Annotated in this window: 14 protein-coding genes; all 14 read right to left on the reverse strand. The window is 43.5% G+C overall.

The window, feature by feature from the left end; all coding sequences use genetic code 11:
• Positions 1-14: 14 nt before the first annotated feature.
• Positions 15-1,646 carry an ATP-binding protein gene (locus tag NSQ29_RS25625; RefSeq protein ID WP_341043752.1) on the reverse strand — a complete coding sequence of 544 codons (1,632 nt, stop codon included), beginning with the start codon at positions 1,644-1,646 and terminating at the stop codon, positions 15-17.
• A 150-nt stretch (positions 1,647-1,796) separates the two neighbouring features.
• Positions 1,797-2,585 carry a formate/nitrite transporter family protein gene (locus tag NSQ29_RS25630; RefSeq protein ID WP_341058991.1) on the reverse strand — a complete coding sequence of 263 codons (789 nt, stop codon included), beginning with the start codon at positions 2,583-2,585 and terminating at the stop codon, positions 1,797-1,799.
• A gap of 361 nt (positions 2,586-2,946) precedes the next feature.
• Positions 2,947-4,047 (reverse strand): toxic anion resistance protein, encoded by a 1,101-nt coding sequence (locus tag NSQ29_RS25635; RefSeq protein WP_042184271.1) that lies wholly within the window; start codon positions 4,045-4,047, stop codon positions 2,947-2,949.
• A gap of 11 nt (positions 4,048-4,058) precedes the next feature.
• Positions 4,059-4,763 carry a hypothetical protein gene (locus NSQ29_RS25640; protein ID WP_042193161.1) on the reverse strand — a complete coding sequence of 235 codons (705 nt, stop codon included), beginning with the start codon at positions 4,761-4,763 and terminating at the stop codon, positions 4,059-4,061.
• Between the two features lie 34 nt (positions 4,764-4,797).
• On the reverse strand, positions 4,798-5,853 hold the full coding sequence (locus tag NSQ29_RS25645) for an ATP-grasp domain-containing protein (RefSeq protein WP_341126407.1): 1,056 nt from the start codon (positions 5,851-5,853) through the stop codon (positions 4,798-4,800).
• Positions 5,850-6,683, reverse strand: a complete 834-nt coding sequence (locus NSQ29_RS25650; protein WP_341126408.1) for an HAD family hydrolase — start codon at positions 6,681-6,683, stop codon at positions 5,850-5,852. The genes NSQ29_RS25645 and NSQ29_RS25650 overlap by 4 nt, the downstream gene beginning before the upstream one ends.
• Entirely contained in the window at positions 6,680-7,831 is a 1,152-nt protein-coding gene (locus NSQ29_RS25655) for a cysteine protease StiP family protein (RefSeq protein WP_341126409.1), read from the reverse strand. Before NSQ29_RS25655 ends, NSQ29_RS25650 begins: the two co-directional genes overlap by 4 nt.
• Positions 7,815-9,257 carry a phosphoribosyltransferase family protein gene (locus NSQ29_RS25660; RefSeq protein ID WP_445739177.1) on the reverse strand — a complete coding sequence of 481 codons (1,443 nt, stop codon included), beginning with the start codon at positions 9,255-9,257 and terminating at the stop codon, positions 7,815-7,817. Before NSQ29_RS25660 ends, NSQ29_RS25655 begins: the two co-directional genes overlap by 17 nt.
• Positions 9,202-10,413 (reverse strand): HpcH/HpaI aldolase/citrate lyase family protein, encoded by a 1,212-nt coding sequence (locus NSQ29_RS25665; RefSeq protein WP_339244420.1) that lies wholly within the window; start codon positions 10,411-10,413, stop codon positions 9,202-9,204. Before NSQ29_RS25665 ends, NSQ29_RS25660 begins: the two co-directional genes overlap by 56 nt.
• A 171-nt stretch (positions 10,414-10,584) precedes the next feature.
• On the reverse strand, positions 10,585-11,325 hold the full coding sequence (locus NSQ29_RS25670; protein WP_042123539.1) for a TerC family protein: 741 nt from the start codon (positions 11,323-11,325) through the stop codon (positions 10,585-10,587).
• 26 nt (positions 11,326-11,351) lie between these two features.
• A complete protein-coding gene (locus NSQ29_RS25675) occupies positions 11,352-12,653 on the reverse strand; it encodes a TerD family protein (protein WP_341126410.1) in 1,302 nt (433 codons plus the stop codon).
• A gap of 241 nt (positions 12,654-12,894) precedes the next feature.
• The gene (locus NSQ29_RS25680) at positions 12,895-13,476 is read right to left on the reverse strand and encodes a TerD family protein (RefSeq protein ID WP_341126813.1); all 582 of its coding nucleotides are present in this window, start codon (positions 13,474-13,476) and stop codon (positions 12,895-12,897) included.
• Positions 13,477-13,541: 65 nt separating this feature from the next.
• Positions 13,542-14,117, reverse strand: a complete 576-nt coding sequence (locus tag NSQ29_RS25685) for a TerD family protein (RefSeq protein ID WP_042184261.1) — start codon at positions 14,115-14,117, stop codon at positions 13,542-13,544.
• Between the two features lie 29 nt (positions 14,118-14,146).
• Positions 14,147-14,743, reverse strand: a complete 597-nt coding sequence (locus NSQ29_RS25690; RefSeq protein WP_341126411.1) for a TerD family protein — start codon at positions 14,741-14,743, stop codon at positions 14,147-14,149.
• Positions 14,744-14,821 lie beyond the last annotated feature (78 nt).

Genomic DNA, 14,821 nt, shown 5'->3' on the forward strand with positions numbered 1-14,821 from the left:
TCATGACAAGCCCTTTATTTTATTGGCAGATAAATCGTAACGGCCGTACCTACGCCCACTTCACTCGCTATGGCCACTCGCCCTCTATGTGCAGATACTATCTTTTTAACAATCATGATTCCCAGTCCATTACCATCACCTCTGGTCGTGTGAAAAGGCTGGCCTAATTTATCGAGTACTTCCCGGTTCATACCCTCTCCGTTGTCTGTGAAGGTAATCTTCTGGAATCCATTCTCCACATCTAGGGCAACTGTAATGCTTCCGCCAAAGGGCAAGGCTTCCATTGAGTTTCTTAGGATGTTTAGGAAGACCTGCTTGATATGATTGCGATCACACAAGATATTCGCATCAAAATGGAATTGCGTGTTCAATGATATATTATTCATCTCCACTTGAATCGCAAAGATGCTGAGCACTTCCTGCAGAATCGTGCTACATTGTTCTACCCTATAATGCGCGGCCTGCGGTTTACCTAGTATGAGGAACTCACTCACAATGAGGTTCATTCTTTCTACTTCTGACATAATAAGATCATAATGTAGCAGTTGCGAATCTTTATTGGCCAGTTGAAGCATTCCTTTGACTGTAGTTAGCGGATTGCGAATCTCATGTGCGATACTCATGGCTAGTTGTCCAGCAACCACTAGCTTCTCTGTATTGCGCAGCACTTCTTCCGTTTTTTTCATCTCTGTGATATTACGAAGACTCCCAATCACACGAGCTAAACATGCATTCGAATCATAAACCGGAAGCACATCCAGCATATAATGTTCAAACAAACCGTTGCTCTCTTGAATCACTTCCAGCCCAGCACATGCCTCTTGCTGAAGAATGACATGCTGAAAATAAGAGCCCACATTTCGAATTTCGAAGACACTGGCACCGATAACAGATTCTTGATGTTCACCATCCAAATGAAGCATGTTTAAGCAGTTCTCATTTATATTGACGATCGTTCCGAGTTCATCCGTTATAATAACACCCAAATAATTGGTATCCAATAGGATTCGATTTAAAAGCTGAAGCTCAGCATTCCCTCTACGCAGCAAAATCTCGCGTTCGATGGAGTCAGCCATGGTACAGAGTAAAGGCAATAAGTGGGGATGCGCCACATCTATATCCGCCATAAATGATATCGTCCCCAATATTTCTCGTCCATCCTCTTTATAAAAAGGAGCCGTACAGCATACTAAACGATGAAGAATTTGATGATAATGGTCTTGTCCCTTCAACTGAAAAGGCCGCTGGTGTTCGAGACACAACGCAATTGAATTTGTACCCACTTCTTTATTTAGTTGCACACCTTCTTTGATGCCAACCTGCCCAACGAGATCAATAATTGTCGGATCCCCTTTGAACGCCAATAGATAACCTGCATCATCCGATATCGTAACAAGGATCGGATTACCTTTTACTGAAGAAAGAAACTTAGTCACAAAAAAATCAATAACCTCAATCACTTCACTATATACACGGAGTTGTGACCCCAGTTCATCTGCAGCATAACATTTTGGAAAAATAGGAGGCTGCTCAGGGTCTATTCCTTGATCCATGCAATGCTGATTGGAAGCCTTAATGATAGTCTCATCCGTCAGTACCCCTGTTGTCTTTTCCAAAGCCTTACCCCATTCTGTATGAATCTTCAATTTTGTAATACTAATATGTATTCTACTTCTTTCCCCCTAATCCTTTTGAACCCTAAAAAATCAAAATATCCCAATGCGAATAAATTTCTTGCAGCACAAAAAAACTCCGCTCTTTTAAAGAGCGAAGTTGCGGATGCACATTATTTCTTCTTAATCCTTCGTGTCGTCAAGAAAAGGTTTGTTCACATAATAATACATAACCCCCATCAGAACTCCACCGCCAATTAGATTTCCGATTGTAACGGGCACAAGATTATGTACCACACCGCCCCACGAAACCGTTCCGGGATGGTCAAGGACTAATGCAATTGCAAAGGTGCACATATTGGCAATACTATGCTCATAACCGGAGATGAAAAAACAGAATACGAATAAGACCATTGCGAACATTTTGGCCCCATCGCCCTTTATATTCATCGGGATGAAAAAAGCCATACAAACGAGCCAGTTACAGAGGATAGCACGGAAAAAAAGCTGACCTGCCGGAGCCTCCATTTTATGCTCAACCACATATAGTAAAAAACCATTTACATCAGAACTGTAAAACAGGCCTGTTAAAAAAATCAACAGTGCAAATGCAGCAGCACCAAGAATGTTACCTATATAACTCATGACCCACATGCGTACAACCTCGGTCCATTTCATTTTGCGCCTCAAAGCCGTGTACGTGTAGTAGAAAGTATCTCCGGTAAATAAGTCCCCTCCCCCGTATGAGATTAGGATGATCGCTGCTCCAAAAGTAATCGCAGCCATTGGATACGCAAATGGTGAATGCTCCATATAGAAGTAGTTGCCTGTCTTGAATGCTACAATTACGCCGAACCCGATAAACATACTGGCCAGCATGGCTCTGGCAATATAGCGCAATATACTTTGCCGATAGATCTTTTGTTTCTTAAGTGCTAATTTTTCAACCTGTAGCAGCGCCTCGTTCTCCATGTGACCTCCTTAGGAATTTGGGTTTTCCAGCTAGTTATGGGCTAATCGTGCAATCTTGCGTTATTATACCCAATAACCAGCTGGAAATTACTTGAACCAAATCATGGTAAAAATCCTAAGTGTCCTCATTCATTTTTGCAATCGCTTCTGCTCTTTCACTACTGGCTACGATGATAAGCACGAGTATCAAGCACCCTAAGATCATATGCCTATCCTCACTTCCTCCACATGTAGTCTTGTGACAACTTATGTGTGAAGATAGGGCTTTATGATTGAGTATTGGCGTTTAAAAAAGCCTGTTGAATGAATTCAACAGGCTTCTCAATCTATTCTCTGTATTTTTATTATTGTCAAAACAAATTTAGTTCAAGAAACTGCTCAGTTGACTCTCAGCCTCTCCTTGCTTCAGTGCCTGAGGCTTGTCCGCCTCATTTAGTCCTAAACGATTGCCTAGTTGAGTATTGATTGCCGTCATTTTAGACGTATAATCCTGGCAGCTCTCAATAATGCGACGGTTGGACTGTTCTGAAGTGTCTAATGCGCTAAGCAGATCACCGATCGCTTGATTCACAGCTTCCATAGACATAGAAGGCTTAGACAGCAACTCGGTTGTTTTCTCTGTAGTGGTACGCAGCAGACGTGCATTTTCTTTAAATTGATCTTCAATCGTCTTATTCGTCGCTTCTACAGCATTGATGACGTTCTCCTGATCCGCTAAAGACATCGCAATCATTGCCGACACCGTGATCAGATTAGAGGTCTTATCAATAGCGTTATTCACGGAATCAATCAGCTTGTCATTATTGTCATTAATAATATCTGTAGCAGCAATCGCTTGATTGTACAGCAGAATCATTTCTGTCATCGACTGAATTCGAACCATCACTTTACGCAAACCGCGCTCCAGATAAGCTTTACGGTACTCATTCTCAGGCTTCGCGATCTCTACCTCGAACAACTCTTTCAACTTAGTGCCGAAAGCAATTTTGGTCTGTAGGTTATAGATCTCTTCCATGGAAGTACGTTTCAGCTGACGCATATTCACAATGCTCTCTTCGAGGGTATCTCTACCATCGCGAAGCCCTGTAACAATGGCATCAATGTTCGTACGGACCGACTGATATTTGTACACATAGTTCTTCATCGGACTCTTGCGTAGCATCTTGCCAAAGAAGCTCACATTCTTACTTTGCTGCAGATTCTCACACTCATTCCGCAGCTTCATAATCATGTTAGGCACTTCAACGCGTTTACCAGACATCAGGTCATTCACCGGGCGATCTAGCAGCTTCAAGGTTTGTCCTGCTTTTTCCTGCGTCTTAACCCCAAGCTTACCGATATCATCCATCAAGGAATCCAGTGTAACAGTATCCGTTTGGGATACCTTCTCAATTAATTGTGCCGCTTCCTCGACTACCTTTTGTTCATCTTCTTTTTTTAATTGGATCAACTGCGTGGACATGGGATTCCCTCCTATAGTTCGGAACTGCTGTACCGCTGATGAATCAGTTCCGCCTTCGTCTGAAGTTCCATCAGGTCTTTATGTTCGATCGTGGACGCAATATCCGATATTTTGGAATCGACATCTCTTAGACCGTTCAGCAGCATTCTCCGATTCTTCGTCTTTGCTTCACCGCCTAGGCGTAAGAACGGGTTGATTACACCATTCAAATCCTTCAGAATCAATCTGCGGACCGTATGATTAATCTCGCCGTTATTCAGCTCCTGCAGCAGTGGAATTACACGTTGAAGCCTCGCGAAGAGCGCCAATGATTTCTCGACAATTTCATTGTCCAGCGTATCCTTCTGCCCTTCTGAGATAATCATATCTTCCAGAATGCTAAGATACTCCACAACCGGAGCGAACTCCGGTCCAATCTTCACCGCGCTCTCAGTCCTACCGTCATAGCTGTGATTACCTGATGTAGTATCATTTGTCGTGTTGCTTAATTGAGGAGCACTCGCAGCGGGTGCCTTAGCAATAGGTGTCGTCACAGGGCCTGCTGGCAACACCTCCGCTGGGAGATTGGTTCTTGGACTTCTCGTTACCAGAGCACCTATCCCCGCACCCGCTAAAGGCAACAGCAGAGAAATGAATTCGGGAAGAAAAGAACTCGTTAATACAGCAACAACGTAGCCGATACCGGCGTAAAGCAATACTTTCGATTTAAACTGAATTGTTCTCACCTCTTGTGAGCGACTTTATGAACGCTCAATTCACGGCATCCGGAATGACAGATTGGCCGTTTATTTTCATAATCATCGGTTGCTCCAGATGGCTAGCCAATACATCACCTTCAAAATTCATAGGCTGAACCTCGCCACCGAGTGCGCTTTTGACGGCTAAATAAGGAAAGTTAATCCCTGACAGACATGACATATGCAGTCCACCGGACATTCGTGGGTTAATTTCCAACAGCTTTGGAATATCTCCATTGTATTTCATTTGAATATTGAAATTGAAGGGGATCTTATAAACTTCTGCAACTCTAGCTGCAATCTCCTCCAGTTCAGGGATATGCTCCATCAATCGCAGACGACCGCCCACTTTTCGACGTGGCACAGCTACTAACAGCTTACCGTTCTCATCTGCCAGACAATCTATACTATACTCGTAACCCTCCAGTAATTCCATCACCATCAAATCAGGGAAGGTCTCTTTGCTTGCAAGAATGCGATAGGCATCATCAAACGTAATCAATGGAGTTACATACCCAAAAAGCTCTTGAAGAGGATCGCGGGTATTGTCGATAATACGGAAGCCTAACCCGCCTTCTGTTTCAGTAGGCTTAAAGCAAACACGATGTCCCTTGGCAACAAGGTCCTCGTAAGCCTCTTTAAACTGCTCCGCTGTACTAACCACATGATAATCTGGGATACTCATAATGCCCTGCTCACTAACATTCTCGTAAAATTTACCTTTGTCCATAATGGACTCCAGCAAATCAAGATCTCTACAGACCAGAACCTTTGTACCAATCGCATCAAACATTGCCGCATGGAGAGCAATATCAAGCATATGCAACCGTGGAATAAAAACATCGATCTCATTACGCCGACAGAAATCAACGCAAAACTGAACATATTCTATTCCCTTCAGCGCCGGCTCGGTTTCAGCAAAGTCAGCACCTTGTAGCGACATATGGCGGATATCAGGATGTGTTGCAAAGATTTGAACCGGTATACCATCCTCGTTATTGCGGAGGAGATTCATATAATGGTAAGCCACGGAAAACCAACGATTGAAATAAATATTTACCTTTTTCATAGTGGCCCCACTCCCAATGCAGTTAGATTATTATAGATCATATTTACATACTGCAAAATCTCATCTCCAGCAAATACACCTGATTCTTTCGTAAATGGATATCTTGATTTTACAAGACCACTCTGTTGCTCTGCAAATATTTCACCATGGCAAGGGGCAATAGCATAGTCTGCACTCTCAAGCAGACTCTTATCTAGCAGTGAGTCCCCGGAGGCCACCATTGGTTCAGAGCGAACGGTGCGCCGCAAATGGAGTATAGCATCGCTTTTGTTCACGGCAGCCGGCACAGCGTACAGCTTGCGGCCTTGTAAAGAAACTCTCCAGCCGAGATTATAGAGCCGATCTGATAAATTAGTGATTTCATCTAAAGGCAACTGATCCCGATAAACCATGAAGGAATAGAATAGATCATCACAATAATTCTCACTAATGATCCAATCCTCACGTACAACCGCTTTGATATATGATCTAACCTCTTCAGCCCCAGCAGAGTGACGAGTTACCAATCTACCGATTGATTCTCTCCATTCCTTATCGACAACTCCACCGATTAGGATATTTCCCCCATTGCTTGTAACCGCATAGTCAGGTATGACCGTCTCTTGAAACAGATTAATACGCTTATATTGTTGTATCGTACGCGTAGTAACCGGGATGAAAATAATCCGCGTGTTCAGATCCATCAGCTGATTTAATGCTTGCTGCGAAATATAGGATCTCGTCTTTCCCTCTATTATTTCCGCCGGAATTAAACCTGGAGTATTCTCCGGCACACCTATGGCACCTAAAGAATAGATCAAAGTACGATCTAGATCACTAGCATATATCATTCTGTCTCCCCCTTCAGCGGTTTAATTATTCCGCAGCAGGAGTACGTCATCCCAGGAAAGATCTCAACAGGAACGCCCCGGTCCTTCGCTAAGAGAAGAATATGCTTTAGATTCGGATTATCCATAGTATCGACAAGAATTTTCCAAGGTACTCTGCGCAGTAATACGCGGGTTGTTTCGCCGACTCCCGGCTTTATCAGATTAATGTTATCTATACCGAAAGTCTCCTGAATACTCTGAATATCACGAAGACCCTGCCAAGTGATTTCTGGCGGATGCTCCAGCATCTGTCCAGCAATATTCTTCGCTTCTGCTACTATAGAAGGAAAATACGGGCAAATCGTATCAATAAATACATTGGACTCGTCCGCATCCAGCCACTCCTTATAAAACTTTGAACCATGAAATTCCTCAGGACCAATGAGATCAGCGTGTAACACCGTTCGGCTCATCAGCCCTGAAACGGTAGAGTTTAAGCAGGCGCTAGGAATGAGATAGTCTTCTCTAGTCCCAAACATGCCTGCGCAGTTTCCCGGGTCAGCCAATACGGCAAGATCATCATTTAAACGAATACCATACTTCTCATAGAGGGTGTTGCAAGAATCAATCAGCACCCCACGGATAGCCCCTTTTCCTGTCCACCCATCCACAAACTGCAAATCAGCATCAAGTCCATGCTTCTGCAGAATGTAGAGTATCGCATTCTCATCTATCCCTTTTCCTCGAATAATAGAAATACTATAATGCGGCAAATCTACCTTGTATCTCTCAGCTATATAACGCTTAATCAGTATACCAATGGGTGTTCCTGCTCTAGCTAAAGAGACAAGCACCGTACTTAGTCCTCTTCTTGAGACAATCATCTCAGAAACAATGGCAACAGCTAAAGCAACCTTCTTAGCTGATTGCTGCAGCGTCTCATGAAACAAGTCGATATACTGCTCGGTAGGCTGATATTCAACGGGCAACATCTCAGAATAATGGACACCGGATTGAATAGCTTCCTCCCTTTCCTCTGTCGCCAGCTCCAGCGAAACGTCACTAAGATCCTTGAGCAGAAACGTAACATCTGACGGTGGATAGCTACCTAGCGGAACCGGTTCTGCTATTTTTTTGTCCATGACTTTATGATTACATGTTCCCTTCATACTGGAGGCCTCCACTTCTTCCTTCAGGAGTCAGTACAATAAGATGCACTTTATGGCGGGCAAGTGTCTTCAGTATATCAAGCATGGGTTTCATTCGTTCATGCGGTACATCACGCTCAATCAGCACGAATATATCATCATACTGATCAGAATCCACATTATAAATAAAGTTTGTAATTTCCGGATCGCTAGCTGAAGGATATGCGGCAGCACTATGCACTCCGTAATCTGGTCGACGTTCAGGGTGGATTGGACTGCGAGTAGAGGACTGATATGAAATGCCTTCCCCCATCTCAGCCGCTATCCGCATAGGAAGGTACATAAATTCCCCTACACCCATCACTAGAGTCTTAGAATCTCCCCCTCGTAGTTCTCTTAGCTGTGCGGCTATCCGGGTTACTCCTACATCAAGATCATCATTATTCAGCGACTCCAGTCCGAAACGTCCACTGTATTTCACATAAGGAGACGAGTTGGTGTCACCATATGAATCTACGGATGTTGCCTGCAGACGTTCTAAACCGTCCACTACATAAGTGGTCACTACTTCGGATTCCACTGAAGACGATAACAAATCTTTGTCATTCCTAGCATTTAGCAAAGGCGTGCCTTTTACTTCAATACTTCCTTGAAGCAAACACAAGGACTTAATCCGAATCCCCAGTTCCTGTTCTAATTCGCTATAGGTATGAAGATTGTTACCGCTCCTCCAATCCAAAATAGAAACGACTACGTATTCCTCCCGAGGGAATTTGGACTGAATATCACGGATCGTATTAATTGCTGTATTCCCTGTTGTAATCTCATCATCCACCAAAATAATCGGCTCAGTCCCTGATAATAGCTTAGTATTCAAGGCGTAACATAGATGGTCAACCGCATGTGAATGCTCTTCTTCAAAGCTAACAATGGACTCCAAATCGATGATATGTTCACGGGTAGTATGAATATATGATGCTGCATCGGCAAACATGTTGTACACACTGTGACCCAGCGCAGTTGCAGTCTCAGCAAAACCAATAAAGACAACAGGCCTAGGAAGAACTAATCTTGCAGCTAATAAATGCTCATAGGCTTCTTTGGCAGACTCAGGGTGCATCAGTCCGTGTACAGCTTTATCTAATAAATCTTCCATCCTATCATTATCCGCAGAATTACCGTTCATCTCCTGATATAACAGCAGCGCTAATGCAGCACCACTTAGCAGAGAGGTGTACGGATTAACAGGGATATGTTTACCAAGTACCTTGCTGACGAACAAAAAGGAGCGTTTCTTATTAATCCGGGCTGCCATGGAGAATAAAGTATCCACAGGCAAATGAAAGGGATTAGATGTTTCGGTAACCGTAACCTGCAGGTTCTCGACTATGTTATACGTGTGTAAATTCGTTTTCGGGTAATAATCCGACAAAATGCTGTTGTTCATGTAACACCCCGTATATTTGTGATCGTAGTAAAATCCGCTTTGCCCAGTTCAAATGCGGCTTAATCTCATTCATCTTATTAGAATATTGACTCTTGAAGACTCCTAGGCTACCATCGTTACTCTCTACGATACTGCAGGCGTCAACATATTCCTCGTGCATTACCGTGTACATGGCCTGAACAGGTCTGAGGTGTGAGGGATGTATAATCGTCTTGCCCAAGATCCCATTTTCTTTATCTAAAATCACTTCACGAATAAGCCCATCCATGCTGCTAGAAATGTAACTATTTCGCATGTCGCGGCCGTTTTTACCATAGGTGTCCTCAAATGGAGTCTGCCGTAGCTGTGGTCTGAGCACCCGATGCCCTTTATTCGCAAAATATTCCCAGACTGGTCCGGAAATTACATACCCTTCTTCCACTCTGCCAAAAATATTAATAATATCCGATATGCAGTCTCGAATAGGGGTAAGATCATAAATGCTAATATCAGGACTACGGCGCAGTCCGAATAAACTTGAGAAGTCTGTTGCTCCAATTCTAACGTTCAACACATATTCGCGGTAATTGCCTAGCAAATTACGAATAGATAAAAGACTATCTACCCGGCTCTCCCGGTAAATAATAGGCGCACTTTCCAGAATTGGCATGCCATAAAGCACTGGGTCTGAGTAACTGCGCGTTCTATTGTAATCGGCTATCGCCTCGAAATATTGGATTCCGTTGTCGACCGAAAACTTAGGGAAAACAAACCCTGTTAACATCGTAACCAAAGACCCTAACTGAAAAATCAGCTGCCGTAGCTGCTCCGGGTTACGAACTCGGATGAAGAGGAGCGGAAGACTATCACTCCCGCTTGGCTCGTTCTCCTCATATGCGGCGAGAAAAATAAGATGCTGAATGAGAGACTCCTCTGCATGGTCAACCTCGTTATCCCCGATCGCATCCTCCAGATCAATAATAACGGTTACAAGTCCTGCACTTTTAAGCTTCAAAATGTCTTCGGGAACACTAGCACGAGTTGCTGGCATATAAAGGGCAGCTCCAACAGCATGAGCCAGCAAATCTTTACTCGTAGTATTATGGTTAAATGAAATCGGCGGATTATAAAATAAGGCTATTTCTTGTTCTTTCGTCAGGTAATCGAAGTATCTCAAGATGGTTCCCCCTTATAGTTTTGCGAAGCCAAGCAAAACAAGCGCAGGCCTCTCCTATAGAGAGTGGCAGAACCAGCTATACCCTATCCGGTTCTCTCATATATAAGTGAAGGCCTACGCTATAAACATATACGATTACCTGAAAGCAGCAGTGTTCAACTAGCTTTGAAATCAAGCATTTCTATGGGCTTCTTTTTTCTTACGCAGTACGCTGTAAAGGATCGTACCACCGAATACAAGAATAATGATTGAAAAGAATAATACATGTGGCATTTCGTACCCAAAAGCGCCCGCGAGCATTTTACCAGCAATAATGGCAATAAGCGCAAAAGCGGCACGCTCGAGTTCCGGAATTTTATCAATAAGCTTCAAGAATAATTGCGCTACTCCCCGCATCATCAGAACGCCTATGATTCCGCCCATAAAGAGCACCCAAACCTGGTTACTAACACCAAATGCAGCAATAACACTATCAATACTAAAAGCAATATCCATTAATTCAACAAGGAGAACCGTCTTCCAAAAAGAGAACCCCTTATTCTCGATCTTCTCATCGCCACCGCCCTTAAATAACCCGCCATAAGCGATATAAAAGAGATAGGCTGCACCAAGAACCTTAACCAACATGAATTTAATAAGAAATGTCCCTAGACCGATAGCCAAAAATCTGAATACATAAGCTCCTATAATACCGTAAAAGAGCGCCTTCTTCTGTTGTTCTTTAGGTAAATGCTTAACCATGACGGCGAGAACAAGCGCATTATCTGCAGAGAGCAGCCCTTCTAGTAGCACTAAGCTACCAATAATGCCCCAGCTAACCGGGTCTGAGAGCGTACCTACCACATCGCTCCATGAGAAAAAATGACCGTAGTTCTCACTAATATTCCTGAAAAAATCAGCGAACCAATCCATTACACTTGCGCCTCCGAAAAAATCGTCTATTTACTGCCAGCAACCCAGCGCAGTCCCCAACCATATGCCTCATCAATCTCCCGATGACCACTGTAATATTGGACCAGCCGTTCAACACTGAATGTCTCGTTATTCACATTCCGAAATAACGCGATGGCACACATGCCTTTGCGGTTGTTATGCTCGTCCAAATTGACAATAATATCGGGGCCATCACTCTGGGTAATCGTGACAACACCGTCAGCTTCTGACCAATTGGTAACACCCTTATAAATAAAAGAAAAAATTAGAATCCGTTCAATATCAGCAATTTTGCTGCCATTAATCCGCAGATTCTCACCGGTTGTTACAGAGCCTGTCCGGTCATCTCCATCAAGCAAGACATAAGGAGGTTGGTTCAATGAGCCAAAAGCATTGCCCAGCGCCTGAACTACTCCCTTACTGCCATTCTTCAACTCATATAGACAAGCAAGATCTAAATCCACACCATTTTTACGATTAAATAGCCCTCCACCCTGCTTCTGATTCCAGTTGAGGTTAATTAGCAATTCGCCCAAACCACCAGCTGATTTCTTCAGGTTGATCGAATCACCTTTTTTCTTCAGTTCGATCTTCTTCAGGTTGAGATTGACCGGAGGGGGTGTTACAGGTGAAGGCGCAGCTGCAGGAGGAGGTGGAATCTGAATCTTAGGCTCCGCTACCGGCGCTGATTGACGTTTAAGCTCTGGCTGCGGCGGAGCAGCAGGCTTAGGCACTGGTATTGGTGTCGGTGCCGGTTCATCGTTCGCTTCTATCCCAAAGTTCCTACACAGTTCCTGTAGACCACCAGCAAAACCCGCGGCTATGGCGCTGAATTTCCATTCACCGTTATATCTATATAATTCTCCTACCACAACAGCCGTTTCCACGGAGAAATGATTTTCAAGATCACATCGGAGAAGCTCCGCACCTGTTACTTGATTCAGAATCCGAAAATAGGCCTGATTTACCTGCCTAAAGCTTTGACCCCGCTTCTCGCCATCATAAATGGTAAGTGTAAACGCGAGTTTCATCACATCAGAATGAACTTTGTTTAGTTCCACGTCAAATTGCTTGAGGCTGTTTGATGTAGGCATTTCCTTATATCTGATATAAGGTGTAGACGGATTATTATAAAATATCAAATCCTCATCTTTGCTTACTTTACCTTGCGCTCCAAGCAGAAAAGCAGAAGTATCAATCTCAAGTGAAGATGGCGATTGCCAGCCAATCTCTACGATAAGAGAATCAAGTCCAGGATTCCCTTTAGTTAAATCAACCTTTTGTCCTTTGACAACTGTAATACCCATTCTTACACCACCTTTATAAATGGAGCAATCATAACGCCTTCGGTGTCCTTATAAGGACGGCAAGCGTTTAAGCGAGAAATATAATTCATATAGTATCGTGTGAAACTTTTGCTTTCTTGTATTTTCAAATAACCCCACAAAGTGGAGTTTATACTTCGAGACCCATTCCATTTCCTTTGTGAGGCAATCCATAAAGAATTAAAAAAAGGGCAGGATCGGTGATGACCCCGCCCGGAAGATGCTATTGCGCGTCCAGCCCATAATTTTTACACAATGCGCTAAGGCCGCCGCCAAAACCACTACCGATTGCCTGGAATTTCCAATCCGCACCATTGCGGTAGAATTCGCAGAATACAACTGCCGTCTCTGTTGAGAAATCTTCACCCAGGTCGAAACGGAGTACTTCGCGATCTGTGGAAGCATCAACCACACGTACGAAAGCATTGGAGACTTGTCCAAAGTTCTGTGCACGAGTTTCGTAATCATAAATCGTTACGGTTATACCGATACGCTGAATATGGGCAGGGACTTTGCTGAAATCAACGATAATTTGCTCGTCATCTCCGTCGCCTTCTCCCGTACGGTTATCTCCCGTGTAGACTACAGAGCCTGCGCCACCATTTGGGTTGTTATAGAATACAAAATCATCTGCACCTTTAGCTTTGCCGTCTTCATGAAGCAGAAACGCTGAAGCGTCGAGGTCAAAATCTTGACCTCCACTATACTTATTAGTGTCCCAGCCCAATCCAACTACTACCTTTGTCAGACCTGGATTAGTCTTGGTAAGATCAATCCGCTGTCCTTTGGAAAGACTGATCGTCACTGACATAACCTTCTTTCGTGAGTGGATTCAATTCACTGTGTACTACAAGATTTATACTACAAGATTTATTGCAAGCCGTAATCGCGAGTCAAACCGCTCAAGCCGTCTTTGTAGCCGCTACCGATTGCATTGAACTTCCACTCTGCACCATGACGGTACAATTCACCGACAACAACGCCAGTTTCAATAGAGAAGTCTTCACCCAAATCAAAACGGATTAGTTCTTCATTGTTCAAATCATTTACGATACGTACATAAGAACGAGAAACTTGACCGAAGTTTTGGCTTCTTGTTTCAGCTTCATAAATTGTAATAGTAAAAGCTACCTTTTCTACATCCGCTGGGATACTCAGAAGATCCACTTGAATCTGCTCATCATCACCATCGCCGTCACCCGTACGGTTATCACCTGTATGAACAACAGAAGCGTTCTCGTTCTGTTTATTATTGAAGTAAATGAAGTTGGTTTCTTTTTCAACTTTGCTGTTCGCATTAGTCAAGAATACGGAAACGTCCAAGTCGAAATCTTTACCGCCGTCATATTTATTAGTGTCCCAACCAAGACCTACTGTGATTTTGGATAGACCTGGATTTGTTTTTGTTAAATCGATCTTTTGACCTTTGGATAGATTAATTGCCATGATAACATTCCTCTTTTCTTTTATTTGGATTATACGTAGCGTTCTGCCAGTTGATTGATATGTGCCGCGTGACTACCCTCACCAATTGCGGCGAACTTCCACTCTCCACCTTGACGGTAAAGCTCCCCACAAATAAGCGCCGTATAGCCATTGTAATTATCAGATAGGTTGAAACGAATTAGCTCATTGTTGCCTAGAGCGTTTATCACACGGATATAAGCTGACTTAATCAATCCGAAATCCTGTTTACGGTTCGTGGCATCATAAATATTCACAACTACCAGAACCTTGTGTACATCGGAAGGAATGGCATTCAGGTTAACCATGATTTGCTCATCGTCTCCGTCACCATCACCCGTGAGATTGTCTCCGGAGTGAATGACAGAGTTACAAGGACTTTGCTTGTTATGGAAGCACACCAGGTTACCCTTCTTAACTAGCTTACCATTCTCGTTCAGCATCAGTGCTGAAGCGTCACAGTCCACGTTGGCCTGTTTCTTTACACCGAAGAATCCTCGAGCTGGCTCAGCCGGATCCCAACCTAAACCCACAATTACGTTAGATAAGCCTGCATTACCTTTTGTGAGATCAATCTTCTGACCTTTTACCAGATTAATTCCAGCCAACTTTACGTACCTCCATTCTCTAAAAAGAATCACCATCTATTAGTCTAGCTTTTGGATGTTATATGAGTGATACGCTAA

This window comes from Paenibacillus sp. FSL F4-0236, from assembly GCF_038000135.1.
Lineage (GTDB): Bacteria > Bacillota > Bacilli > Paenibacillales > Paenibacillaceae > Paenibacillus_AQ.

Coding starts and splice junctions, on each gene's coding strand:
- NSQ29_RS25650 (WP_341126408.1), bottom strand. CDS start 6,683: ATGATATATGCTAGTGATCTAGATCGTACTTTGATCTATTCTTTAGGT.
- NSQ29_RS25630 (WP_341058991.1), bottom strand. CDS start 2,585: ATGGAGAACGAGGCGCTGCTACAGGTTGAAAAATTAGCACTTAAGAAA.
- NSQ29_RS25635 (WP_042184271.1), bottom strand. CDS start 4,047: ATGTCCACGCAGTTGATCCAATTAAAAAAAGAAGATGAACAAAAGGTA.
- NSQ29_RS25675 (WP_341126410.1), bottom strand. CDS start 12,653: ATGGGTATTACAGTTGTCAAAGGACAAAAGGTTGATTTAACTAAAGGG.
- NSQ29_RS25645 (WP_341126407.1), bottom strand. CDS start 5,853: ATGAAAAAGGTAAATATTTATTTCAATCGTTGGTTTTCCGTGGCTTAC.
- NSQ29_RS25685 (WP_042184261.1), bottom strand. CDS start 14,117: ATGGCAATTAATCTATCCAAAGGTCAAAAGATCGATTTAACAAAAACA.
- NSQ29_RS25655 (WP_341126409.1), bottom strand. CDS start 7,831: ATGAAGGGAACATGTAATCATAAAGTCATGGACAAAAAAATAGCAGAA.
- NSQ29_RS25670 (WP_042123539.1), bottom strand. CDS start 11,325: ATGGATTGGTTCGCTGATTTTTTCAGGAATATTAGTGAGAACTACGGT.
- NSQ29_RS25660 (WP_445739177.1), bottom strand. CDS start 9,257: ATGAACAACAGCATTTTGTCGGATTATTACCCGAAAACGAATTTACAC.